The 23603-nt window shown below is 71.2% G+C and carries 15 protein-coding genes and 1 tRNA gene; 9 read left to right on the top strand and 7 right to left on the bottom strand.

Features of this window, described 5'->3' with window-relative positions; all coding sequences use genetic code 11:
- Nucleotides 1–307: 307 nt before the first annotated feature.
- The 3 genes from gltB (at nt 308) to AB0947_RS18485 (ending at nt 7284) form a co-directional block, all read left to right on the top strand.
- Nucleotides 308–4906: a glutamate synthase large subunit gene (gltB, locus tag AB0947_RS18495; protein WP_366751382.1), complete on the top strand. Its 4599-nt coding sequence runs from the start codon at nt 308–310 to the stop codon at nt 4904–4906.
- A complete protein-coding gene (locus tag AB0947_RS18490; RefSeq protein ID WP_366751381.1) occupies nt 4899–6362 on the top strand; it encodes a glutamate synthase subunit beta in 1464 nt (487 codons plus the stop codon). The genes gltB and AB0947_RS18490 overlap by 8 nt, the downstream gene beginning before the upstream one ends.
- Before the next feature lie 163 nt (nt 6363–6525).
- Nucleotides 6526–7284: a VWA domain-containing protein gene (locus AB0947_RS18485; RefSeq protein WP_366751380.1), complete on the top strand. Its 759-nt coding sequence runs from the start codon at nt 6526–6528 to the stop codon at nt 7282–7284.
- A gap of 23 nt (nt 7285–7307) precedes the next feature.
- Here the strand turns inward: AB0947_RS18485 and AB0947_RS18480 are convergent, their stop codons facing one another.
- Together AB0947_RS18480 and AB0947_RS18475 are read right to left on the bottom strand one after the other, a co-directional pair.
- Nucleotides 7308–8189: a hypothetical protein gene (locus AB0947_RS18480; protein WP_366751379.1), complete on the bottom strand. Its 882-nt coding sequence runs from the start codon at nt 8187–8189 to the stop codon at nt 7308–7310.
- A 123-nt stretch (nt 8190–8312) separates the two neighbouring features.
- On the bottom strand, nt 8313–10070 hold the full coding sequence (locus tag AB0947_RS18475; protein WP_366751378.1) for a beta-galactosidase family protein: 1758 nt from the start codon (nt 10068–10070) through the stop codon (nt 8313–8315).
- A gap of 333 nt (nt 10071–10403) precedes the next feature.
- Here AB0947_RS18475 and AB0947_RS18470 point away from each other — a divergent pair, with 333 nt between their 5' ends.
- From AB0947_RS18470 to AB0947_RS18455, 4 genes are all read left to right on the top strand, one after another.
- Nucleotides 10404–10754 carry a chorismate mutase gene (locus tag AB0947_RS18470; protein WP_366751377.1) on the top strand — a complete coding sequence of 117 codons (351 nt, stop codon included), beginning with the start codon at nt 10404–10406 and terminating at the stop codon, nt 10752–10754.
- Between the two features lie 128 nt (nt 10755–10882).
- Nucleotides 10883–13375 (top strand): aminopeptidase N, encoded by a 2493-nt coding sequence (gene pepN, locus AB0947_RS18465; protein WP_366751376.1) that lies wholly within the window; start codon nt 10883–10885, stop codon nt 13373–13375.
- A gap of 471 nt (nt 13376–13846) precedes the next feature.
- A complete protein-coding gene (locus AB0947_RS18460; protein ID WP_366751375.1) occupies nt 13847–15229 on the top strand; it encodes an aminotransferase class V-fold PLP-dependent enzyme in 1383 nt (460 codons plus the stop codon).
- Nucleotides 15226–16638 carry a SidA/IucD/PvdA family monooxygenase gene (locus AB0947_RS18455; RefSeq protein WP_366751374.1) on the top strand — a complete coding sequence of 471 codons (1413 nt, stop codon included), beginning with the start codon at nt 15226–15228 and terminating at the stop codon, nt 16636–16638. Before AB0947_RS18460 ends, AB0947_RS18455 begins: the two co-directional genes overlap by 4 nt.
- A 23-nt stretch (nt 16639–16661) precedes the next feature.
- Here the strand turns inward: AB0947_RS18455 and AB0947_RS18450 are convergent, their stop codons facing one another.
- Nucleotides 16662–18467 (bottom strand): 5'-nucleotidase C-terminal domain-containing protein, encoded by a 1806-nt coding sequence (locus tag AB0947_RS18450; RefSeq protein ID WP_366751373.1) that lies wholly within the window; start codon nt 18465–18467, stop codon nt 16662–16664.
- Nucleotides 18468–18684: 217 nt separating this feature from the next.
- Here AB0947_RS18450 and pyk point away from each other — a divergent pair, with 217 nt between their 5' ends.
- Complete coding sequence (pyk, locus tag AB0947_RS18445) at nt 18685–20121, top strand: pyruvate kinase (protein ID WP_366751372.1); 1437 nt, start codon at nt 18685–18687, stop codon at nt 20119–20121.
- A 27-nt stretch (nt 20122–20148) separates the two neighbouring features.
- Here the strand turns inward: pyk and AB0947_RS18440 are convergent, their stop codons facing one another.
- Together AB0947_RS18440 and AB0947_RS18435 are read right to left on the bottom strand one after the other, a co-directional pair.
- Nucleotides 20149–20922: a helix-turn-helix domain-containing protein gene (locus tag AB0947_RS18440; RefSeq protein WP_366751371.1), complete on the bottom strand. Its 774-nt coding sequence runs from the start codon at nt 20920–20922 to the stop codon at nt 20149–20151.
- Nucleotides 20923–21027: 105 nt separating this feature from the next.
- Nucleotides 21028–21101, bottom strand: a tRNA-Leu gene (locus tag AB0947_RS18435).
- 103 nt (nt 21102–21204) lie between these two features.
- On the opposite strand from AB0947_RS18435, the gene AB0947_RS18430 reads away from it, so the two are divergent.
- Nucleotides 21205–21864, top strand: a complete 660-nt coding sequence (locus tag AB0947_RS18430; protein ID WP_366751370.1) for a response regulator — start codon at nt 21205–21207, stop codon at nt 21862–21864.
- 68 nt (nt 21865–21932) lie between these two features.
- On the opposite strand, the gene AB0947_RS18425 is transcribed toward AB0947_RS18430, so the two are convergent.
- Nucleotides 21933–22649 (bottom strand): ABC transporter ATP-binding protein, encoded by a 717-nt coding sequence (locus AB0947_RS18425; protein ID WP_366751369.1) that lies wholly within the window; start codon nt 22647–22649, stop codon nt 21933–21935.
- Entirely contained in the window at nt 22646–23602 is a 957-nt protein-coding gene (locus AB0947_RS18420) for an ABC transporter ATP-binding protein (protein ID WP_366751368.1), read from the bottom strand. Before AB0947_RS18420 ends, AB0947_RS18425 begins: the two co-directional genes overlap by 4 nt.
- Between the last annotated feature and the right edge of the window lies 1 nt (nt 23603).

Here is a 23603-nt window from a genome sequence, read left to right as displayed (position 1 = left end):
CCGACCGATCGTGTCCGCAACGGTCCCCCCGTACCCGTCGGCCGCCCCCGCGCGGCCCCCGCCGCCACCGCACGGCACCGCCGTCCCGGCACGGCACTCCGCCGCCACCGCACGGCACCCGCCGCGTCCGCGCGGCACCCGGGCCGCGACCGCGGCGTCCGCATGCTGGAACGGTGTTTCCGGTTCCCGAGAACCGCTCCATCATGTAACCTGCACGAAATTTTGATCTCATCGCAGATCTCACGCAGAGGGCCAACGTCGTCCCTCGGCACTTGCCACATGCCACATGACGACGACGGGAGAGCCGATGCGTACGCCGCGCCAGCCGTCCCAGCACTCCGCGAATGGCCAGAACTGGTCGTTCATGGATGCTCGCCCTGCTGCGCAGGGTATGTACGACCCCCGCAACGAACACGACGCGTGCGGCGTCGGTTTCGTCGCCACCCTCACCGGCGAGGCGTCCCACACCCTGGTCGAGCAGGCCCTCACCGTCCTGCGCAACCTGGAACACCGTGGTGCCACCGGTTCCGAGCCCGACTCCGGCGACGGCGCGGGCATCCTCTCGCAGGTGCCGGACGCCTTCCTCCGCGAAGTGGCCGGTTTCGACCTTCCCGCGGCCGGCTCCTATGCCGTAGGCATCGCCTTCCTGCCGGAGGACGGGACCGAGGACGCCGTCTCACGCATCGAGACGATCGCCGCCGACGAGGGACTGACCGTCCTCGGCTGGCGCGAGGTCCCGGTCGCCCCCGAGCTGCTGGGCGCCACCGCCCGCTCCACCATGCCGGTCTTCCGGCAGGTCTTCGTCACCGCGGGCGCCAGCGAGGGCATCGCGCTGGACCGCAAGGCGTTCGTGCTGCGCAAGCGCGCCGAACGCGAGGCCGGGGTCTACTTCCCGTCCCTGTCCGCCCGGACGATCGTCTACAAGGGCATGCTGACCACCGGCCAGCTGGAGCCCTTCTTCCCGGACCTGTCCGACCGCCGCTTCGCCTCCGCGATCGCGCTCGTGCACTCCCGGTTCTCCACGAACACCTTCCCGTCGTGGCCGCTCGCGCACCCGTACCGCTTCGTCGCGCACAACGGTGAGATCAACACCGTCAAGGGCAACCGCAACTGGATGCGCGCCCGCGAGTCGCAGCTCGTCTCCGACCTGTTCGGTTCCGACGAGAAGAACATCGAGCGGATCTTCCCGGTCTGTACCCCGGACGCCTCCGACTCCGCCTCCTTCGACGAGGTCCTGGAGCTGCTGCACCTCGGCGGCCGTTCGCTGCCGCACTCCGTGCTGATGATGATCCCGGAGGCGTGGGAGAACCACGCCTCCATGGACCCGGCCCGGCGCGCCTTCTACCAGTTCCACTCCACGCTGATGGAGCCCTGGGACGGCCCCGCCTGCGTCACCTTCACCGACGGCACCCAGGTCGGCGCCGTGCTCGACCGCAACGGCCTGCGCCCCGGCCGCTACTGGGTCACCGACGACGGCCTCGTCGTCCTCGGCTCCGAGGTCGGCGTCCTCGACATCGACCCGGCCAGGGTCGTCCGCAAGGGCCGCCTCCAGCCCGGCAGGATGTTCCTCGTCGACACCGCCGAGCACCGCATCATCGAGGACGACGAGATCAAGGCGTCCCTCGCCGCGGACAAGCCGTACGCCGAGTGGCTGGAGGCCGGCGAGATCGAGCTGGGCGACCTGCCCGAGCGCGAGCACATCGTCCACACCCACGCCTCGGTCACCCGCCGCCAGCAGACCTTCGGCTACACCGAGGAGGAGCTGCGCGTCATCCTCGCCCCGATGGCCCGCACCGGCGCCGAGCCGATCGGCTCCATGGGCACGGACTCGCCGATCGCGGCCCTGTCCGAGCGCCCGCGGCTGCTCTTCGACTACTTCACCCAGCTGTTCGCGCAGGTCACCAACCCGCCGCTGGACGCGATCCGCGAGGAGCTGGTCACCTCCCTGCGCTCGTCGCTGGGCCCGCAGGGCAACCTGCTGGAGCCGACCGCCGCCTCCTGCCGGTCCGTCGTGCTGCCCTTCCCGGTCATCGACAACGACGAGCTGGCCAAGCTCATCCACATCAACGCCGACGGCGACATGCCCGGCTTTAAGGCCGCCACGCTGTCCGGCCTGTACCGGGTCTCCGGCGGCGGTGAGGCCCTCGCCGCCCGCATCGAGGAGATCTGCGCCGAGGCCGACGCGGCCATCGGGAACGGCGCCCGTCTGATCGTCCTGTCCGACCGGCACTCCGACGCCGAGCACGCGCCGATCCCGTCGCTGCTGCTCACCGCGGCCGTCCACCACCACCTCATCCGCACCAAGCAGCGCACCCAGGTGGGCCTGCTGGTCGAGGCCGGCGACGTCCGCGAGGTCCACCACGTCGCCCTGCTCATCGGCTACGGCGCCGCCGCCGTCAACCCGTACCTGGCGATGGAGTCGGTGGAGGACCTGCTGCGCGCGGGCACCTTCATCAACGGCATCGAGCCCGAGAAGGCCATCCGCAACCTGATCTACGCCCTCGGCAAGGGCGTCCTGAAGGTCATGTCCAAGATGGGCATCTCCACCGTCGCCTCCTACCGCGGCGCCCAGGTCTTCGAGGCCGTCGGCCTGGACGAGACCTTCGTGGAGGAGTACTTCAACGGCACCGCCACCAAGATCGGCGGCGTCGGCATCGACGTCATCGCCCAGGAGGTCGCCGCCCGCCACGCCAAGGCCTACCCGGTCTCCGGCATCGCCCCGGCGCACCGCGCGCTGGAGATCGGCGGCGAGTACCAGTGGCGCCGCGAGGGCGAGCCGCACCTGTTCGACCCCGAGACGGTCTTCCGCCTCCAGCACTCCACCCGCACCGGCCGGTACGACATCTTCAAGAAGTACACCGGGCGGGTGAACGAGCAGTCCGAGCGCCTGATGACGCTGCGCGGCCTGTTCGGCTTCAAGTCCGGCCGGCAGCCGATCCCCCTCGACGAGGTCGAGCCGGCGAGCGAGATCGTCAAGCGGTTCTCGACGGGCGCGATGTCGTACGGCTCCATCTCCAAGGAGGCGCACGAGACCCTCGCCATCGCCATGAACCAGCTGGGCGGCAAGTCCAACACCGGTGAGGGCGGCGAGGACCCGGAGCGCCTGTACGACCCGGCGCGCCGCTCGGCGATCAAGCAGGTCGCCTCCGGCCGCTTCGGCGTGACCTCCGAGTACCTGGTCAACGCGGACGACATCCAGATCAAGATGGCCCAGGGCGCCAAGCCCGGCGAGGGCGGCCAGCTGCCCGGCCACAAGGTCTACCCGTGGGTCGCCAGGACCCGGCACTCCACGCCGGGCGTCGGCCTGATCTCCCCGCCGCCGCACCACGACATCTACTCCATCGAAGACCTGGCCCAGCTGATCCACGACCTGAAGAACGCGAACCCGCAGGCGCGGATCCACGTGAAGCTGGTCTCCGAGGTCGGCGTCGGCACGGTCGCGGCCGGTGTGTCCAAGGCGCACGCGGACGTCGTGCTCATCTCCGGTCACGACGGCGGCACCGGCGCCTCCCCGCTGACCTCCCTGAAGCACGCGGGCGGCCCCTGGGAGCTCGGCCTCGCCGAGACCCAGCAGACCCTGCTGCTCAACGGCCTGCGCGACCGCATCGTCGTGCAGACCGACGGCCAGCTGAAGACCGGCCGCGACGTGGTCATCGCCGCGCTGCTCGGCGCCGAGGAGTTCGGTTTCGCGACCGCGCCGCTCGTCGTCTCCGGCTGCGTGATGATGCGCGTGTGCCACCTGGACACCTGCCCGGTCGGCATCGCCACCCAGAACCCGACGCTGCGCGACCGCTTCGCCGGCAAGGCCGAGTACGTGGTGAACTTCTTCCGGTTCATCGCGGAGGAGGTCCGCGAGCTCCTCGCCGAGCTGGGCTTCCGCTCCATCGAGGAGGCCGTCGGCCACGCCGAGGTGCTGGACGTCGAGCGCGCGGTCGACCACTGGAAGGCGCAGGGCCTGGACCTGGAGCCGCTGTTCCACGTGCCGGACCTGCCCGAGGGCGCGGTCCGCCACCGGCTGGTCGCCCAGGACCACGGCCTGGAGAAGGCCCTGGACAACGAGCTGATCAAGCTCGCCGCCGACGCGCTCGGCGCGTCGGACGCCACCGAGGCACAGCCGGTGCGCGCCCAGGTCGCCATCCGCAACATCAACCGCACGGTCGGCACCATGCTCGGCCACGAGGTGACCAAGAAGTTCGGTGGCGCGGGCCTGCCCGACGACACCATCGACATCACCTTCACCGGCTCGGCCGGCCAGTCCTTCGGCGCCTTCCTGCCGCGCGGTGTCACGCTCCGCCTGGAGGGCGACGCCAACGACTACGTCGGCAAGGGCCTCTCCGGCGGCCGGATCATCGTCCGCCCGGACCGGGCCGCCGACCACCTCGCCGAGTACTCGACCATCGCGGGCAACACCATCGCCTACGGCGCCACCGGCGGCGAGCTGTTCCTGCGCGGCCGTAGCGGTGAGCGGTTCTGCGTCCGCAACTCCGGCGCGCTGGTCGTCTCGGAGGGCGTGGGCGACCACGGCTGCGAGTACATGACCGGCGGTCACGCGGTCGTCCTCGGCCCGACCGGCCGCAACTTCGCGGCGGGCATGTCCGGCGGCGTCGCCTACGTCGTCGACCTCGACCGCGACAACGTCAACGCCGGCAACGCCGGCTCCGTCGAGGCGCTGGACGACACCGACAAGCAGTGGCTGCACGAGGTGGTGCGCCGCCACGCCGAGGAGACCGGCTCGACGGTCGCCGAGAAGCTGCTCGCCGACTGGGACACGGCCGTGGAGCGGTTCAGCAAGATCATCCCCAGCACGTACAAGGCAGTGCTCGCCGCCAAGGACGCCGCCGAGCGAGCCGGTCTCACCGAGACCGAGATCACCGAGAAGATGATGGAGGCGGCGATCAATGGCTGACCCGAAGGGCTTCCTGAACCACGGCCGTGAGGTCGCCAAGACCCGTCCCGTCGAAGAGCGCAAGAAGGACTGGAACGAGGTCTACGTCCCCGGCTCGCTGCTGCCGATCATCAGCAAGCAGGCCAGCCGGTGCATGGACTGCGGCATCCCGTTCTGCCACAACGGCTGTCCGCTGGGGAACCTGATCCCCGAGTGGAACGACTACGCCTACCGCGAGGACTGGGCCGCCGCCCAGGAGCGGCTGCACGCGACCAACAACTTCCCGGAGTTCACCGGCCGCCTCTGCCCGGCCCCCTGCGAGTCGGCGTGCGTGCTGGGCATCAACCAGCCGCCGGTCACCATCAAGAACGTCGAGGTCTCGATCATCGACAAGGCGTGGGAGACCGGGGACGTCGCCCCGCAGATCCCCGAGCGCCTGTCCGGCAAGACGGTCGCGGTCATCGGCTCCGGCCCGGCGGGTCTCGCCGCAGCCCAGCAGCTGACCCGGGCCGGCCACACGGTCGCCGTCTACGAGCGCGCGGACCGCGTCGGAGGCCTCCTCCGGTACGGCATCCCCGAGTTCAAGATGGAGAAGCGGCACATCAACCGCCGTATCGAGCAGATGCGCGCGGAGGGCACCCGCTTCCGCACCGGCGTGGAGATCGGCCGCGACATCAACGCCCGCGACCTGAAGAAGCGGTACGACGCGGTCGTCCTGGCCGTCGGCGCCACGACCGCCCGCGACCTGCCGGTGCCCGGCCGCGAACTCAAGGGCGTCTACCAGGCCATGGAGTACCTGCCGCTGGCCAACAAGGTCCAGGAGGGCGACTTCGTCACCCCGCCGGTCTCGGCCGAGGGCAAGCACGTCGTCGTCATCGGCGGCGGCGACACCGGCGCGGACTGCGTGGGCACCGCCCACCGGCAGGGCGCGGCCTCCGTCACCCAGCTGGAGATCATGCCCCGCCCGAGCGACGAGCGGCACCCGACGAACCAGCCCTGGCCGACCTTCCCGATGCTCTACAAGGTCACCAGCGCCCACGAGGAGGGCGGCGAGCGGGTCTACTCCGTCTCCACCACCCACTTCGAGGGCGACGAGGACGGCAACGTGCAGTGGCTGCACCTCACCGAGGTGGAGTTCATCGACGGCAGGCTCACCCCGAAGCCGGGAACCGAGCGCAAGATCCCGGCCCAGCTGGTGACCCTCGCCATGGGCTTCACCGGCACCGACCGGGACAACGGCCTGGTGGAGCAGTTCGGCCTGGACCTCGACGAACGCGGTAACATCGCCCGCGACGCCGACTTCCAGACCAACGTGCCGGGTGTGTTCGTCGCCGGTGACGCCGGCCGCGGCCAGTCCCTCATCGTGTGGGCGATCGCGGAGGGCCGCTCGGCCGCCCGCGGAGTCGACCGCTTCCTGACCGGAGCCAGCGACCTGCCGGCCCCGATCCGCCCGACGGACCGCGCCCTGGCGGTCTGACGCGCGCACAACGGACCCCTGGTCCCGCACAGACGTCCCGTACAAAGGCGTACGGAACATGAACGGCGCCTGCCCGCCTGTCCCCGACCGGACGACTGGGCAGGCGTCGTCGCATGTACGCCGTACGGGTACGCTCGGGCGCCGGAACAGCCAAGGGGGGATCATGGCCGCGATCAGCCTGCGCAAGGTGGAGGAGACCGCGCCCGCGCTGGCCGGCGCCTACCGGTCGGCGGGGGTGTCGCTGCGCAAGCACGGCCTGGACGGGCTGCGGGCCGCCGTCTACCTCGTCCTCGACCACTCCGGCTCGATGCGGCCGTACTACCAGGACGGCAGCGTGCAGGCGCTCGCCGACCGGGTGCTGGGGCTGTCCGCGCACCTGGACGACGACGGCCGCGTGCCCGTCGTGCTCTTCTCCACGGACATCGACGCGGTCACCGACATCACCCTCGCCGGACACCAGGGCCGGATCGAGCGGATCGTGGCCGGACTCGGCCACATGGGCAGGACCAGCTACCACCTGGCGATGGACGCCGTCATCGACCACTACCTGGACAGCGGCGCCACCGCCCCCGCCCTCGTCGTCTTCCAGACCGACGGCGGCCCGATCAGCAAGCCCGCCGCCGAACGCTACCTCTGCAAGGCCGCACGGCTCCCGCTGTTCTGGCAGTTCGTCGGCTTCGGAGACCCGGACAGCCGGCAGTTCGACTTCCTGCGCAAGCTGGACGAACTCCCCGTCCCCGGCAAACGGATCGTGGACAACGCCGGCTTCTTCCACGCCGGCCGGGAGCCCAGCCGGGTCTCCGACGCCGAACTGTACGACCGTCTCGTCGGCGAGTTCCCCAGGTGGCTCGCGGCCGCCCGCGCGGCGGGCGTCGTACTGCCGGACCGGCACGCGACCCCGAGCCGGTCCGCCCCCGCCTAGCGCCCGGGACGGCTCGGCGACGGCTACGTGTCGCACTCCAGCACCGTCCGGCACAACCCGCACCGCGCCCGTACCCGCCCCCGCACCGGCACCCTGATCCGCTGGTGGCAGGTCGGGCACGGGAAGGTCACCCCGAGGCGGCCGCCGCTGTCGGGGGCGAAGGCGTACGGGGCGGCCGGCGGGGCGGTAGAGGCGTGCCGGCGGTCGTGGGCGTAGCGGCGGCGGCCCGCCCACCCGGCCCCGGTCAGCGGCGGCTGCTGCCCGTCCTGGCGGGCCCGGGCCATCCCCTTGACGTAGGCGGTGTAGGCCTGCGGGCTGGTGAACCACACCGAGGGGTCCTCCTGGAACAGCAGGGCCCGCTTGGCCAGGACGTAACCGAACTCCTCCGGGGTGAGATAGCCGAGTTTCTGCGACGAGACCCCGTCCTCCCGGTAGGCGTCCAGCAGCAGCCAGCCCGCGCCCAGATAGGTCGTCGCCGTGTCCGTGAGGATCTCGTTCTCCGCCGTGCCGGGGAAGGCGAGACCCAGACGGTGCAGGTAGACGTGCGCCACCTCGTGGGCGAGCGCGGCACCGATGTCCCTGCGATGGGTGCGGAACCGGTCGTTCAGCTCCACGAAGTACTCGGGACCCGCCGCGAGTTCGACGTTCGCCGCGTGGGTCATCTCCCGGAAGCCGACGATCAGCCGCGCGTCCGGCAGCCGGAAGTGCCGCACCATCTCCCGGGCCACGCGCTGCGCGCCCAGATGCAGGTCGTCGGTGTCGCAGAAGGCCACGTCGGCCGGGGCCACGCTGGCCGAGAACGTCTCGATGGTGTCGCGGGACAGGCGCCGGTACAGCGCCGTGACGGCGGCCCGCACCGTCTCCAGATGCGGGTAGCCGTGCTGGACCGGACCGCCGTTCGCCACGTCGGCACCCCCTGAAGCCGCCGGAACTCCCTACCACTGTAGGGCGGGACGGCAGCACGGGAAGGGCCCCGTCCGGCGGCCGTACCCCCGCCGGCGGGCGGGAGCGGTGCCCGCCCGGTGCCGTCACACCGGCTCCAGCCGCGGGCCCGGTCCGGACGGCGCGCCGCCGTCCAGTTCCAGCAGCCACACCTCGTTCTCGCCCTCCCGCAGCACCGGCCCGGGCACGTACAGCGACCGCTGCGGGCCCACCGACCAGTAACGTCCCAGGTTGAAACCGTTGACCCAGACGAAGCCCCGCGTCCGGCCCGGCAGCTCCAGCCGGGCGTCCCCGGCCCCGCGGACGGTGACCGTGCCCCGGTACAGACCCGGCGCCCCCTCCCCGGGGACCGCGCCGAACGGCACCGCGTCCACCCCGTCGGCGAACGCGTCCAGGTCCAGTCCACGCGCGCGCACCCCGTGCAGATACTGCCGCTCGTGCAGGACGCCGCCCGTGACGCCCTTCGCCTCACCGAGCCGGGGGCCGTAGTTCACCCGCCCCAGCGACTCCACCCACAGTTCCACGCGTGCGGGGCCCGCGACCGGTTCCGCCAGCCGCGGCTCCTCCTCCGTGAGCACCCCGGCCCGCTCCCCGTCGACGTACACCACTGCGAGATCCCGCAGCCCGCGCACGGTCAGCGGGTACGGCCGCCGGGGGCCGGGCACGTCCACCGTGTAGCGCACGAGGCCCCGGGTGATCCCCAGCTCCTCGAACGTGGGCGGCACGGGCCCGGACGTCTCCGGGCCGCCCAGCGCCTCCAGGACACCGGCCAGGGACGCCCAGCCGGTGAGCACCGCCTCGGCCGGGGCCGCCAGCGCGGCGGGCGGCGGGGGCGGCTCGGGCAGCGGGCCGGGCCGGTACGCGGCCAGCACCTCGCGGAAACGCCAGAACTTCTCCGTGGGACGCCCGTACTCGTCCACCGGAGCGTCGTAGTCGTACGAGGTCACGTCCGGCTCCAGCGGCCCCTCGTGCAGCTCGCCGCCGCCCCGGTTGGCGCCCGCCCAGCCCCCGAAGCTCGTGCCGCCGTGCGCCATGTAGAGGTTCACCGACGCCCCGCACTCCAGGATCTCCCGCAGTACGCCGGCGGCCTCGGCCGGATCCCGTACGACGTGCTCACCGGACCAGTGGTCGAACCAGCCGCACCAGAACTCCATGCACATCAGCGGGCCCCCGGGGCGGTGACGGCGCAGCGCCCCGAACGCCTCGCGCGCGTGGGAGCCGAAGTTCACCGTGGCGAGCACCCCGGGCAGCGAACCCCCGGTCAGCATGTGGTCCTCGGGACCGTCCGAGGTGCACAGCACGGCGGTGACCCCCTCGGCGCGCAGCACGCCGGCCAGCTCCCGCAGATGGCCGGTGTCACTGCCGTAGCTGCCGTACTCGTTCTCCACCTGGACCATGACCACCGGGCCGCCGCGGTCGCTCTGGCGGGGCACGATCTCGGGCAGCAGCCGGCGGAACCAGTTCCGGACGTGGGCCGAGTACCGCTCCTCACGCGTACGCGCGCGCGTGCCCGGCTCGCCCGTCAGCCACGCCGGCAGCCCGCCGTTCTCCCACTCGGCGCAGACGTAGGGCCCCGGCCGCACGATCGCCCACAGGCCCGCCTCGCCGACCGCGTCCAGGAACCGGCCGACCGCCCCCACGTCCCGGAAGACACCCGGACGCGGCTCGTGCAGGTTCCACGGGACGTACGTCTCCACGCAGTTCAGGCCCATCGCCCGCAGCATCGCCAGCCGGTGCCCCCACTGGGCCTCGTGCACCCGGAAGTAGTGCAGCGCCCCGGACAGCAGCCGCACCGGCCGCCCGTCCAGCAGGAACCCGGACTCCCCGACCGTGAACCCGCTCATACGACGTCCCCCACCCTGATCCCGTCCATGTCCCCAGCCTCACCCCTCACCGGCGGCCGGCGCCATGGCCGAGATCCCCCTGCCCGGACGGACCGAGGACCGCGGGGCACGCCGGCCGCCGTCGGCCCGCGCACCCTCGGCCACACGCCGCCGTGGCGACCGGCACGGGCGGCGGCCGTCCGCGTCGCGCGGTGCGGCGGGGGTCGTCCCGGGCCGGGCGGCGTGGCCGGCGGCGCCCGGCGGTGTGCGGGCGTCCCGGGCCAGGGCCGCCGGTGATCCACTCTCCGGACACCCCATAGGGCCCGGCCCCCGGAACGCATAGGGTGAACCCCCATGACCACCAGCAACACCGGCACCGGTGCCGGCGACCCCCAGGTCCGCCAGGAACTGGAGCGGCTGCGCGACAGCATCGACAACATCGACGCGGCCGTCGTCCACATGCTCGCCGAGCGCTTCAAATGCACCCAGCAGGTCGGCCGGCTCAAGGCGCTGCACCAGCTGCCGCCCGCCGACCCGGCCCGCGAGGCCCGGCAGATCGAACGGCTGCGCCGCCTCGCCGAGAACGCCAAACTCGACCCGGCCTTCGCCGAGAAGTTTCTGAACTTCATCATCGCCGAGGTCATCCGGCACCACGAACGCATCGCCGAGGACACCCACAACGGACAGCCGGCGCACGAGGACTGAACAGGACCCCGGCCGGGACACCGGAGGGGGCCGACCGGGTGAGTGACCAACGGGGGCGCGCAGGGGACAAAAGCCGTGTACCGATCCGCCCCTGTGCGCTGTCGGCCCCATCAGGCAGCATGGCCTGCATGTCCGTACTCACGCGCGACGAAGCGCAGCTCCGAGCACAGTTCCTCGACGTCCACCGGTACACCGTCGAACTCGACCTCACGACCGGTGACGAGACCTTCGCATCGCGCACCGCGATCCGCTTCACGGCGCGGTCCGACGGGGACACGTTCGTCGAGCTGAAGCCCGCCGAGCTGCGCGGCGTCACGCTCGACGGACAGCCCCTCGACCCCGAGTCCCTGAGCGAGGACCGGCTGCCGCTGAAGAACCTCACCGCCGGCGAGCACGAGCTGCGCGTCGACGCGGTCATGCGCTACTCCCGCACCGGCGAGGGCATGCACCGCTTCACCGACCCCAGCGACGGCGAGACCTACGTCTACACCCAGATGTTCCTGGACGACGTCCAGCGCATCTTCGCCGTTTTCGACCAGCCCGACCTGAAGGCCGTCTTCGAGGTCTCCGTCAAGGCACCCGAAGGCTGGAGCGTCCTCGCCAACGGCGTCACCGAACACCGCGGCGACGGCCTCTGGCAGGCCGCGCCCACCCCCCTGATCTCCACCTACCTCGTCGCCGTCGCCGCCGGCCCCTGGCACTCCGTGCGCACCGAACACCGCGGACTGCCCTTCGGCATCCACTGCCGCCGCTCCCTCGCCCCCCACCTCGACACCGACGCCGACGAGATCCTCGACATCACGCGCGCGTGCTTCGACCGCTACCACGAGAAGTTCGAGGAGCCCTACCCCTTCGACTCCTACGACCAGGCGTTCGTCCCCGAGTTCAACGCGGGCGCCATGGAGAACCCGGGCCTGGTCACCTTCCGCGACGAATTCGTCTACCGCTCCGCCGTCACCGACACCGAGCGGCAGACCCGCGCCATGGTCATCGCCCACGAGATGGCCCACATGTGGTTCGGCGACCTCGTCACCCTCAAGTGGTGGGACGACATCTGGCTGAACGAGTCCTTCGCCGAGTACATGGGCTACCAGACCACCGCCGAGGCCACCCGCTTCACCGACCCCTGGACCGAGTTCGGCGTCACCCGCAAGTCCTGGGGCTACGACGCCGACCAGCGGCCCACCACCCACCCGGTCGCCCCCGAGAACGTCGACGACACGGCCTCCGCCCTGCTCAACTTCGACGGCATCTCCTACGCCAAGGGCGCCTCCGCGCTGCGCCAGCTGGCCGCCTGGCTCGGCGAGAAGGACTTCCTCGCCGGCATCAACACCCACTTCGCCCGGCACAAGTTCGGCAACGCCACCCTCGCCGACTTCATCGACTCCCTCGCCTCCGCCACCGACCGCGACGTGCACGCCTGGGCCGACAGCTGGCTGCGCACCACCGGCGTCGACACCCTCACCCCGCGGATCGCCCCCACCGGCGGCACCTGCGCGCTGACCGCCGACCGCGCGGGCAGCCGCCCGCACCGCCTCAGCGCCGGCCTGTACGACTACGACGTCGCCGAGGAGGGCCGGCTGCTGCTGCGCGAGCGCGTCGCCCTCGACGTCCCGCAGAGCACGCCGCAGCCCATCGGCAAGCGCCCCGCCCTCGTCCTCCTCAACGACGGCGACCTCACCTACGCCAAGATCCGCTTCGACACCGCCTCCTTCGACACCCTGCGCACCAGCCTGTCCGGCCTGCCCGACCCGCTCACCCGCGCGGTCGTCTGGAACGCCCTCAGGGACGCCGTCCGCGACGGAGAACTCGCGCCCGCCGCCTACCTGGAGACGGCCCGCGCCCACCTGCCCCGCGAGACCGACCTGGCCGTCGCCGAGGGCGTCCTCGCCTTCGCCGCCGGCCAGCTCGCCGACCAGTACCTGACACCCCAGGACCGCCCGGCCGCCCTGGCCACCCTCACCTCGCTCTGCCGCGACCTGCTGCGGCGCACCGAGGACGGCGACCACCCCGGCCTGCGGCTGATCGCCGTACGGCACCTGATCGACGTCGCCGCCCACCCGGAGACCATCGCCGCCTGGCTCGCCGACGGCACGGTCCCCGGCGGACCCGAACTCGACCCCGAACTGCGCTGGCGCATCCTCGCCCGGCTCGCCGTCCTCGGCGCCACCGACGAGGACGCCCTCGCCACCGAGCTGGCCCGCGACCCGAGCGCCACCGGCCAGGAAGGCGCCGCCCGCTGCCGCGCCGCCCTGCCCGACCCGGAGGCCAAACGCGCCGCCTGGGAGGCGATGTTCGCCGGCGACGACCTGTCCAACTACCTCTTCACGGCCACCGCCCGGGGCTTCTGGCAGCCCGAACAGGCCGAACTGGTACGGGAGTACGTACCGCGCTTCTACACGGACGCGGTCGCCGTCGCCGCCCGCCGCGGCCCCGCCATCGCCGTCGCCGCCGGCCGCTGGTGCTTCCCGGCCCACGCCGTCGACACGGAGAACGTCCGCCTCGGCGAGGCCTGCCTGCGCGACGCCGACCTCATCCCGGCCCTGCGCCGCACCCTCGCCGACCGCCTGGACGACCTGTCCCGCGCCCTGAAGGTGCGCGGCGAGGACCGGGCAAAGTAGCAGCCGGCCGGCCCGGGCCGGCACAGCCCCTGCGACCCGGGACCGGCCGGTCCCCGCCGACGACGCGGCGGACCGGCCGCCGCCCCCCGGCCCGCACGGCCGGGGACCGGCGAAGCCCGCGCCGACGGCACCGCGTTCGTGGCGGCCGGCACGACCGGCTGCCCGAGCCGGCCGACGTGGCGCGCTCGGCCGGTGCGCGGCGCCTTCGTGGCGCTGTCCTTCGGGGTGAGTGCTGTTCCCGTGCGGCGGCCCGCAAGTGCCACCGCACACGCCGCCGGCCACCGGGCGCGAACCCGGGAAACCCGGCCCCCAACCCCTCGCAGGGGCACGGCAGTACACACTTTCGGGTTCCGTTCGCCCGGCTTCCGGGACACAAGGCCCCCTTCCGGTACAAGCTGGAACTCCACCCGCACGCCGGAAGCCCCGGGCCCTGGACGCCCGCCGGACGTCCCCCTGCCCGGAGGAGAGCCCATGAGCGCAGGAGAGCCCACGAGCCTGCCGCCCCTCGCCTCCGGCCCCACCGGCCCCGACGCCCTGCGGCCCCTCCTCGACACCGTGCTCGACGCCCTCGCCGCCGGCCACGACGAACGCGGCGGACCGCTGCCCCCCGGCGGACCCGACGCCGTCGCCACCCGCGTCGCCGACGCCCTCGGCGACGTCCTGCCCGACACCGGCGACCCGGACGCCCTGCGCACCCTCGTGCACGCGCTCGCCGCGGGCTCCGCCGACCCCGCCGACCCGCTGTGCGCGGCCCACCTGCACTGCCCGCCGCTCGCCGTGGCCGCCGCCGCCGACCTCGCCGCCAGCGCCCTCAACCCCTCCCTGGACTCCTGGGACCAGGCCCCGGCCGCCTCCGCCCTCGAAGCCGCCGTCACCCGCACCCTCGCCCGCACGGCCGGGCTCGCCGACGCCCTCGTCACCACCGGCGGCACCGAGTCCAACCAGCTCGCCCTGCTGCTCGCCCGCGAAGCACACGGCGGCGTACGCCTCGTGTGCGGCACGAACGCCCACCACTCGCTGCCCCGCGCCGCCTGGCTGCTCGGCCTGCCCGACCCGGTCGTCATCCCCGCACCGGGCGGCACCCTCGACCCGGCCGCCCTCCACCAGACCCTCACCGCGCTCCCCGGCCCCCTGCTCGTCGCCGCCACCGCCGGCACCACCGACGCCGGCCTCATCGACCCGCTGCCCGAGATCGCCGGCCTGTGCACCGCCCACGGCGCCCGGCTGCACATCGACGCGGCCTACGGCGGCGGCCTGGTCTTCAGCGACCGGCACCGCGACAGACTCGCCGGACTCGAAGCCGCCCACACCGTCACCCTCGACCTGCACAAACTCGGCTGGCAGCCCATCGCCGCCGGACTCCTCGCCGTCGCCCGCCCCCACGAACTCACCGCACTCCACCAGCGCGCCGACTACCTCAACGCCGACGACGACACCGACGCCGGACTCCCCGACCTGCTCGGCCGCTCACCGCGCACCAGCCGCCGCCCCGACATCCTGAAGATCGCCGTCACCCTGAAGGCACTGGGCCGCAGCGGACTCGGCGCCCTGGCCGACCAGGTCTGCGCCCGAGCCCGCGAGTTCGCCGCACTGATCCGCGAACACCCCGGCTTCGACCTCTACGACCGCCCCGCCATCAGCACCGTCCTGTTCCGGCCCGCCGAGGCCGACGACGACACCGTGGCCGCCGTACGCCGACGCCTGCTCCACGAGGGCCGGGCCGTCCTCGGCCGCGCCCGGCTCGACGGCCGGCTCTGGCTCAAGGCCACCGTCCTCAACCCCCACACCCGGCCGGACGACCTCACCCACCTGCTCAAACTTGTCGAAATCGCCGAAAGAAGCCTCCCCGGATGACCCACCCCCCACACCCCGAACCCACCTCCCCACGCGACCTGGTCGGCGTCGGCATCGGCCCCAGCAACCTCTCCCTCGCCGCGCTCGCCCAGCCGCTCGCCGAACTCGACGCCGTCTTCTACGAACAACGCCCCGACTTCGACTGGCACCCCGGCCTGCTCGTCGACGGCGCCACCGTGCAAGTCCCGTTCCTCGCCGACCTGGTGACCCTCGCCGACCCCACCAGCCCCTGGAGCTTCCTCAACTACCTCAAGACCCGCGAACGGCTCTTCCCCTTCTACTTCTCCGAGCACCTCCACATCCAGCGCGCCGAGTACGACGCCTACGGCCGCTGGGTCGCCGGGCACCTGCCCGGACTGCGCTTCCGCCACCAGGTCGACGGCGTCCGCTGGAACCCCGAACAGGACGTCTTCGAAGTCGACTTCACCCAGCTCGGCACCGACGGCGAGGCCGAGGCCCTCGGCCGCACCTACGCCCGCAACGTCGTCCTCGGCATCGGCACCGCCCCCTACGTGCCCGACCCCCTCAAACCCCTGGTGGACGCCCCCGGCGTGCCCGTCGTCCACGCCGCCGACTACCTCGAACACCGCGACGGCATCCTCGCCGCCGGACACGTCACCGTCGTCGGCTCCGGGCAGTCCGGCGCCGAGGTCTTCCTGGACCTGCTCCGGCACCGCCCGGCCGGCCAGGAGAAACTGCACTGGATCGGCCGGACCGAGGCGTTCGCGCCCATGGAGTACTCCAAGCTCGGCCTGGAACACTTCACACCCGACTACACGCGCTACTTCCACGCCCTCGCCGAGCCCGTCCGCGACCGGCTGGTCGCCGCCCAGTGGCAGCTGTACAAAGGCATCGACGCCGGCACCCTCGCCGCCATCCACGACGAGCTCTACCGGCGCACCCTGCACGGCGGCTGGCCCGACGCCGTCCTCACCCCCGGCGTCCGCGTCCGCACCGCCGGCCGGATCGCCACCAGCAAGATCGAGCTGCACCTGGAGCACGTCCAGCAGGACAGCCGCTCCCGGCTCACCACCGACGCCGTCGTCCTCGCCACCGGCTACCGGGAACGCCCCCTCGACCGCATCCTCGCCGGACTCGACCCCTACATCCGCCGCGACAGCGGCGAACGCCCGCGCATCGACGAGGAGTACCGCCTCGTGCTCGACCCCTCGGTCACCGGCTCGGTCTACGTCCAGAACGCCGAACTGCACACCCACGGCGTCGGCGCCCCCGACCTCGGCCTCACCGCCTGGCGCAGCGCCACCATCCTCAACGCGCTCACCGGGAAGGAGCCGTACCCGCTGCCGGCCCGGACCGCCTTCACCTCCTTCGGACTCCAGGAGCCGGCGGCCCGGGTACCGCAGGGCAGGCAACCGCAGCGGCTCACCCCGCTCGTCGAGGGCAGGTGAGCGCCGCCCCGGAAGGGTGACCCCTAGAACACCGGCTTGCCGTCGCGCACCAGCTTCCAGTCCACCGACGCGAAGTCCTTCGGGTCCAGGACACCCTTCGCGGTCACCCACTCGGCGATCCGGGTGCGGATCTCCGTCGACTCCGACCACAGCTCCTTGGCGGTGGCGACGTGCGGGAAGGCACCGCCGCCGTTGGCCCGGTAGTTGTTCACCGCCAGCACGAACTGCTGGGCGTCGTCCAGCGCGGCCCCGCCGAAGGTCAGGTTCCTGATCCGGGACCCGGCCGGCTGGGCGATGTCGATGTCGTACGACAGACCCGAGACGTAGTCGTAGTTGTAGTCCGGGCGGCCACCGGCGTTCGTCAGCTTCTCCACGTCCACCGTGGCGTCGGCGGCCGTCCGGACGTAGTACTCCGCCGAGTACTCCAGGTAGGCGCGGACCTGGGCGCCCGTCAGCAGCTTGGCGACCAGCGTGTTGTCGTACACGTACAGGCTCGACAGGTCCCGGATGGTGACGTCACCGGCCGGGATCTGCGAGGTCCGGGAGAACGGCGACGCCTGGGCGATCACCGGCAGCGAGGCGTACGCCGTACCCGCGAGCGCCGCCTTGACCACGTCCTCCTGGACCTTGGTGATCAGGTCGATGATCGGCGCGTCCTTGTAGCGGGCCTCCACGGTCGTCAGGGTCTCGGTCGCCCGGCCCACGACCTGGTTGACGTACGCCACGACCTTCTCGTGCTCGTCGGTGAGCAGCTTCGTGATCTTCGGGTCGTCGGCGACCGTGTTGGAGTTGCGCAGCGAGGCCGAGACCGACTCGACCTCCCAGCGGCCCTTGCTGAACACCAGCTCGATGTCGAAGAGGCTCAGCCGCTCGGCGAAGCACAGCGGCTCGGACAGCACGACCGTCTTCCCGGTCTGCTCGTTGACGACCTTCAGCTCCGGGATCTCCAGGTGCGCGTGCCCGACCAGGATCGCGTCGATGCCCGGCACCTGCTTGGCCACATTGGCCGCCGCGTCCTCCACGTACGGCACCTGGTCGCCGTACGACGACGTGCCCGAGGTGCCCGAGTGCGCCGAGACGACGACCACGTCGGCACCCATCGACCTCAGCTTCGGCACCCACTTGGCCGCCTGCTCCTCCAGGCCCGGGAACGCCAGCTTGCCCTGGACGTACGCCTTGTCCCAGATCGCGATGCCCGGGTTGGTCAGGCCGAGGACGGCGACCTTGACCGGCTTGGCGCCCGGCACGTGGAAGGTCTTCATGAAGTACGGCGGGAAGGCGGGCTTCAGCGTCTTCGCGTCCACCGCGTTGGCGCCGAGCAGCGGGAAGTCGAGCTGGTCCTCGAACTTCCGCAGCGTCTCGATGCCGTAGTTGAACTCGTGGTTGCCGAGCGCCGCCGCGTCGTACCCGATCGCGTTCATCGCCTGCGCCATCGGGTGCACCGGGCCGCCCTTGGCGGTGATCGGGTCCACCTTGGCGTAGTAGTAGGTGAGCGGGGTGCCCTGGATGGTGTCGCCGGCGTCCAGGAGCAGGGTGTTGCAGCGGCCCTTCTCCTTGCGCACCTGCTCGACCAGGGTGGAGATCCGGGCCAGGCCCATCGCGTTCCCCGCCTTGTCGGCGTACTCGGCGTCCTTGAAGTAGTCCCAGTTGAAGACGTGCCCGTGCAGGTCGGTGGTGCCCATGACGGTCAGCGAGTACCGCTTCTCGGGATGCCCGGGCTTCCCCTTCTCCGCCGCCTCGGCCGCCGGAGCCGCCGCCGCGCCGGCGATCGCCACTCCCGCTCCGGTGGCGGCGGACTTCTTCAGGAACTTCCGGCGGTTCAACGGCATGTCTCGGTCTCCTTGGCGGTGGAACAACAACGCGCGTAGATTCTGACCTGGGCATGACTTGCGGCAACAGGTCCGGAAGGTTGCGATCTGGTGACCATCGCTCATAAGAGCGAACCGCCGCACAATTCAACACTTGTCAATAACCCTTCGCCGAAAGTCCGTTGAGTAGTCATACGGCGCCAATTCCCTACCCGCCGGTAAGCCATAGGCTCGACCCATGCGCCGAGCAAAAATCGTTTGCACCCTGGGGCCCGCCACCGACTCGTACGACCAGATCAAGGCACTGGTCGAGGCCGGAATGGACGTCGCCCGGTTCAACCTCAGCCACGGCACCCACGCCGAACACGAGGAGCGGTACCAGCGCGTGCGAAAGGCGGCCGACGAGACCGGCCGCAGCGTCGGAATCCTCGCCGACCTTCAGGGCCCGAAGATCCGGCTCGGCCGCTTCACCGAAGGACCCGTACTCCTTGAACGCGGCGACACCTTCACCATCACCGTGGAAGAAGGCGCCGACGGCGACCGCCACCGCTGCGGCACCACCCACGCCGGCCTCGCCACCGACGTCACCCCCGGCGAACGCATCCTCGTGGACGACGGCAAGGTCTCCCTGGAGGTCACCGACGTCGACGGCCCCCGCGTACACACCCGCGTGGTCGAGGGCGGCGTCATCTCCGACCACAAGGGCCTGAACCTCCCCGGCGTGGCCGTCTCCGTCCCCGCCCTCTCCAAGAAGGACGAGGACGACCTGCGCTGGGCGCTGCGCACCGGCTTCGACGTCATCGCCCTCTCCTTCGTCCGCAACGGCGACGACGTCGTGGACGTGCACCGGATCATGGCCGACGAGGGCCGCCGCCTCCCCGTGATCGCCAAGATCGAGAAGCCGCAGGCCGTGGCCGACCTCGACGGCATCGTGGCCGCCTTCGACGGGCTGATGGTCGCACGCGGCGACCTCGGCGTGGAGATGCCGCTGGAACAGGTGCCGATCGTCCAGAAGCGCGCCATCAAGCTCGCCAAACGCAACGCCAAACCGGTGATCGTCGCCACCCAGATGCTCGACTCGATGATCGAGAACTCCCGGCCCACCCGCGCCGAGGCCTCCGACGTCGCCAACGCCGTCCTCGACGGCACGGACGCGGTCATGCTCTCCGGCGAGACCAGCGTCGGCAAATACCCCGTCGAGACCGTACGCACCATGGCGAAGATCGTCGAGGCGGCCGAGGAGGACATGCTGGCGGCGGGCCTGCCGCCGCTCACCGAGCGGAACAAACCGCGCACCCAGGGCGGCGCCGTCGCCCGGGCCGCCGCCGAAATGGGCGACTTCCTCGGCGCGAAGTTCCTCGTCGCGTTCACCCAGTCCGGGGACACCGCCCGCCGCCTCTCCCGCTACCGCTCCCCGATCCCCCTCCTGGCCTTCACCCCGGAGCCGGCCACCCGCTCCCAGCTCAGCCTCACCTGGGGCGCGGAGACCTTCCTCGGTCCGCACGTGGACTCCACCGACGCGATGGTCGATCAGGTGGACGAACTGCTCCTGAAGTACGGCCGCTGCCAGAAGGGTGACGTCGTGGTCATCACGGCCGGCTCCCCGCCCGGCGTCTCCGGCTCCACCAACATGGTCCGCGTCCACCACATCGGCGAGGACGACAGCCCGAAGTGACGACCGGGCGCCTCTCGGGGGGCCTGTTCAGTGCTTGGGGCCGACGTGGGTGTCCATGAGGGTGACGGAGGCCTTGCGCGCTATGGAGACGGTCACCGCCGCGCGGCTCTGGTTGAGCGTCTTCCACTCGACACCGACTTCGTCGAGGGTGTCGGTGAAGAGGCGGACGATGTCGACCGAGGTGTTGGTGAAGAAGTAGCGCGGATACTCGTACCGCTTGCGCTCACCGCCGACGAGCCGGGTCGTCCAGTTGGTGATGCGGCAGCCGTCGGAATGGATGAGGCCCCGGATGAACTCCCACGGGCAGGCGTCGACGATGGCCCGCTGCCAGGGTTCCAGGACGATGGGGCGCTCGTGCTTCTTGCCGGGGCCGTGCTGGGGGAAGAGGCAGGGCCAGTGCTTGCTGGTGCTGGTGACCGCTGCACAGCCTTGTTTCCGCACACGGAAGACGCTGTTGTCCGGGCGCACGGCGCGGAGTGCCGCCTCGCACGCGTCGATGATGCCTGGCCAGGCATTGTCCAGCACCACCCGCATGGTGTAGACGCCTCTGCGGTGAGCGTTGATGCAGCCGTCGCCGAGGTAGAGGCCGAGAAGGTAGGCGTAGGCAGCGGGGTTCTCAGGAGGACCGGGGACCTCCCGGCAGCGAGGGCAGGGCTTGCCCACGCGTTGGACCGGCTCGATGCGTGCCTGCCAGGAGCGGATCGCGTATCGGGATATCCCCGTCTCCCGGCTGACGGAGCTGAGACTTCGCCCTTGCGCTGCCAGCGCCACCGCTCGCTCGCGTGTGCTGATGTCGTACATGCGGACACCATGCGAGAGTGATCACGGCGCCACGCAGTAAAAAGCGGAAGACCACGCGAACGTGATCCTCCGCTTGCCTTGTCAGCCTCAGAATCGAAGGAAAAGTGCCCCGGGTGGGACTCGAACCCACACTGAATACCTTTTGAGGGTATCGTCTCTGCCGATTGGACTACCGGAGCTCCTGCGAATCGAAGATTATGCCGACCCGCTGCCAGTCCACCATACCGTAGCTAGGTAGGCTCTTGTCAGCAGTACCGGCCTGCCCCGTACCGAGGAGCCTCAGTGACCGCCCCCGAGTCGCCCCAGCCCGTAGACGTGCCCGACGACGACAAGTCGCACGTGCCTCCGCTGACGACCCGTGTCGTCATCGCCGAGGACGAGGCCCTGATCCGGCTCGACCTCAAAGAGATGCTGGAGCAGGAGGGGTACACCGTCGTCGGCGAGGCCGGGGACGGTGAGCAGGCCGTCGAGCTGGCCCGCGAGCACAAGCCGGACCTGGTCATCCTGGACGTGAAGATGCCCAAGCTGGACGGCATCTCCGCGGCCGAGAAGATCGCCGGTGAGTCCATCGCGCCGGTCCTGATGCTCACCGCCTTCTCGCAGCGCGACCTCGTCGAGCGCGCCCGGGACGCCGGTGCCATGGCCTACCTGGTCAAGCCGTTCAGCAAGAGCGACGTCGTCCCGGCGATCGAGATGGCCGTCTCCCGGTTCACCGAGCTGAAGCAGCTGGAGAAGGAGGTCGCCGACCTCACCCAGCGGCTGGAGACCCGCAAGCTGGTGGACCGCGCGAAGTCCATCCTCCAGACGGAGTACGGGCTGACCGAGCCGGCCGCGTTCCGCTGGATCCAGAAGACGTCCATGGACCGCCGTATGTCGATGCAGCAGGTCGCGGAGGCGGTCATCGCGGACAGCGAGGAGAAGAAGGCGTCCAAGAAGGACTGAGCCCGTCTCGTACGGCGAAGGCCCGCGCCCCGGAGAAGGGGGCGCGGGCCTTCGCCGTGTCCGAGCGGTCAGTCCTCGCCGAGGTAGGCCTTGCGGACGGATTCGTCGTGCAGGAGGTCCTGTCCTGTGCCGGACAGGACGATGTTGCCGACCTCCATGACGTGTCCCTGGTCGGCGAGGGAGAGCGCGGCCTGGGCGTTCTGTTCGACGAGCAGGATGGTCGTGCCCTGGGCCTTCAGCTCGGCGATGGTCGCCATGATCTTCTGCATCATGATCGGCGACAGGCCCATGGACGGCTCGTCCAGCATCAGCAGCTTGGGCTGGGACATCAGTGCCCTGCCCATGGCGAGCATCTGCTGTTCACCGCCGGAGAGGGTGCCCGCGGCCTGCTTGCGCCGCTCCCCGAGGATGGGGAAGAGGTCGTAGGCGCGCTGGATGTCCTTCTCGATGCCGGGTTTGTCGTTGCGCAGGAAGGCGCCGAGGCGGAGGTTGTCCTCGATGCTCATGCGGGGGAAGATGTGCCGGCCCTCGGGGGAGTGGGCGAGGCCGAGGGAGACCACCTGGTGGGCGGGGACCTTCTTCAGTGACCTGCCGTTGAACTTGATCTGTCCGCCGACGGGCTTGAGCAGTCCGGAGAGGGTGCGCAGGGTGGTGGTCTTGCCGGCGCCGTTGGTGCCGATGAGGGTGACGACCTGACCGGCTTCGACCTTGAAGGAGATGCCCTTGACGGCTTCGATCTTGCCGTAGGCGACCCTGAGGTCCTCGACTTCGAGCAGTGCGGTCATCGGTCGTTCTCCTTGCCGGGCGCGGCGTCGGTCGTGGTGTCGGCGCGTGCGCCGGTGGCCTCGTCCGTGGTTCCGGCGTGTGCCTCGGCGTGTGCTTCGGCGGCTTCGACCTCGGCCACTTCGTCGGCGCCGGGTGCGTCCTCGAAGGGTTCGCCGAGGTAGGCCGCGACGACGCGTTCGTCGCCCTGGACGGTGGCGCTGTCGCCTTCGATGAGCTTCTCGCCCTGGACGAGTACGGCGACGCGGTCGCAGAGGTTGAAGATGAAGCGCATGTCGTGCTCGATGACGAGGACGGCGATGCCCATGTCGCGGATGGCGAAGACGAGTTCCTCGGTGGTCCGGGTCTCCTGCGGGTTCATGCCGGCGGTGGGTTCGTCGAGGAGGAGCAGTCCGGGTTCGCTGGCGAGGGCGCGGGCGATCTCGAGTTTGCGCTGTTCGCCGTAGGGGAGGTTGCGGGCGAGGTGGTCGGCCTTGTGGTCGAGGCCGACGAACCGGAGCAGTTCCATGGCCCGGTCCTTGGATGCCTTTTCGGCCTTGTGGAAGCCGGGGCCGCGCAGTACGGCGGACCAGAAGCCTTCTTTGGTGCGGGTGTGCCGGCCGACGAGCACGTTCTCCAGGACCGTCATGTTGGCGAACAGGCGGATGTTCTGGAAGGTGCGGGCGATGCCGGCCGCGGTGACCTTGAAGGATTTGGGCGGCAGGACGTTGCCTTTGTAGCGGACTTCGCCCTCGGTGGGGACGTACAGGCCGGTGAGGCAGTTGAAGAAGGTGGTTTTGCCTGCGCCGTTGGGGCCGATGAGGCCGACGATCTCGCCGGCGCCGACGGTGAGGTCGACGCCGCGTACGGCGGTGAGGCCGCCGAAGCGCATGGTGACGCCGCGGGCGTCGAGGACGGTCTCGCCGGGCGTGGGGGCGCCGGGGGTGGTGTCCTTGGTGGTGGTGTCGGTGGTCATG

The organism is Streptomyces sp. NPDC047841 (assembly GCF_040704085.1).
Classification (GTDB): domain Bacteria; phylum Actinomycetota; class Actinomycetes; order Streptomycetales; family Streptomycetaceae; genus Streptomyces; species Streptomyces argyrophylli.
Note: the sequence above shows the minus strand (reverse complement) of the source record. Positions and strands in the feature narration are given on the sequence as shown.

Coding starts and splice junctions, on each gene's coding strand:
- gltB (WP_366751382.1), top strand. CDS start 308: ATGCGTACGCCGCGCCAGCCGTCCCAGCACTCCGCGAATGGCCAGAAC.
- AB0947_RS18455 (WP_366751374.1), top strand. CDS start 15,226: ATGACCCACCCCCCACACCCCGAACCCACCTCCCCACGCGACCTGGTC.
- AB0947_RS18450 (WP_366751373.1), bottom strand. CDS start 18,467: ATGCCGTTGAACCGCCGGAAGTTCCTGAAGAAGTCCGCCGCCACCGGA.
- AB0947_RS18460 (WP_366751375.1), top strand. CDS start 13,847: ATGAGCGCAGGAGAGCCCACGAGCCTGCCGCCCCTCGCCTCCGGCCCC.
- AB0947_RS18485 (WP_366751380.1), top strand. CDS start 6,526: ATGGCCGCGATCAGCCTGCGCAAGGTGGAGGAGACCGCGCCCGCGCTG.
- pepN (WP_366751376.1), top strand. CDS start 10,883: ATGTCCGTACTCACGCGCGACGAAGCGCAGCTCCGAGCACAGTTCCTC.
- AB0947_RS18475 (WP_366751378.1), bottom strand. CDS start 10,070: ATGAGCGGGTTCACGGTCGGGGAGTCCGGGTTCCTGCTGGACGGGCGG.
- AB0947_RS18420 (WP_366751368.1), bottom strand. CDS start 23,602: ATGACCACCGACACCACCACCAAGGACACCACCCCCGGCGCCCCCACG.
- AB0947_RS18490 (WP_366751381.1), top strand. CDS start 4,899: ATGGCTGACCCGAAGGGCTTCCTGAACCACGGCCGTGAGGTCGCCAAG.
- AB0947_RS18440 (WP_366751371.1), bottom strand. CDS start 20,922: ATGTACGACATCAGCACACGCGAGCGAGCGGTGGCGCTGGCAGCGCAA.
- AB0947_RS18470 (WP_366751377.1), top strand. CDS start 10,404: ATGACCACCAGCAACACCGGCACCGGTGCCGGCGACCCCCAGGTCCGC.
- pyk (WP_366751372.1), top strand. CDS start 18,685: ATGCGCCGAGCAAAAATCGTTTGCACCCTGGGGCCCGCCACCGACTCG.
- AB0947_RS18425 (WP_366751369.1), bottom strand. CDS start 22,649: ATGACCGCACTGCTCGAAGTCGAGGACCTCAGGGTCGCCTACGGCAAG.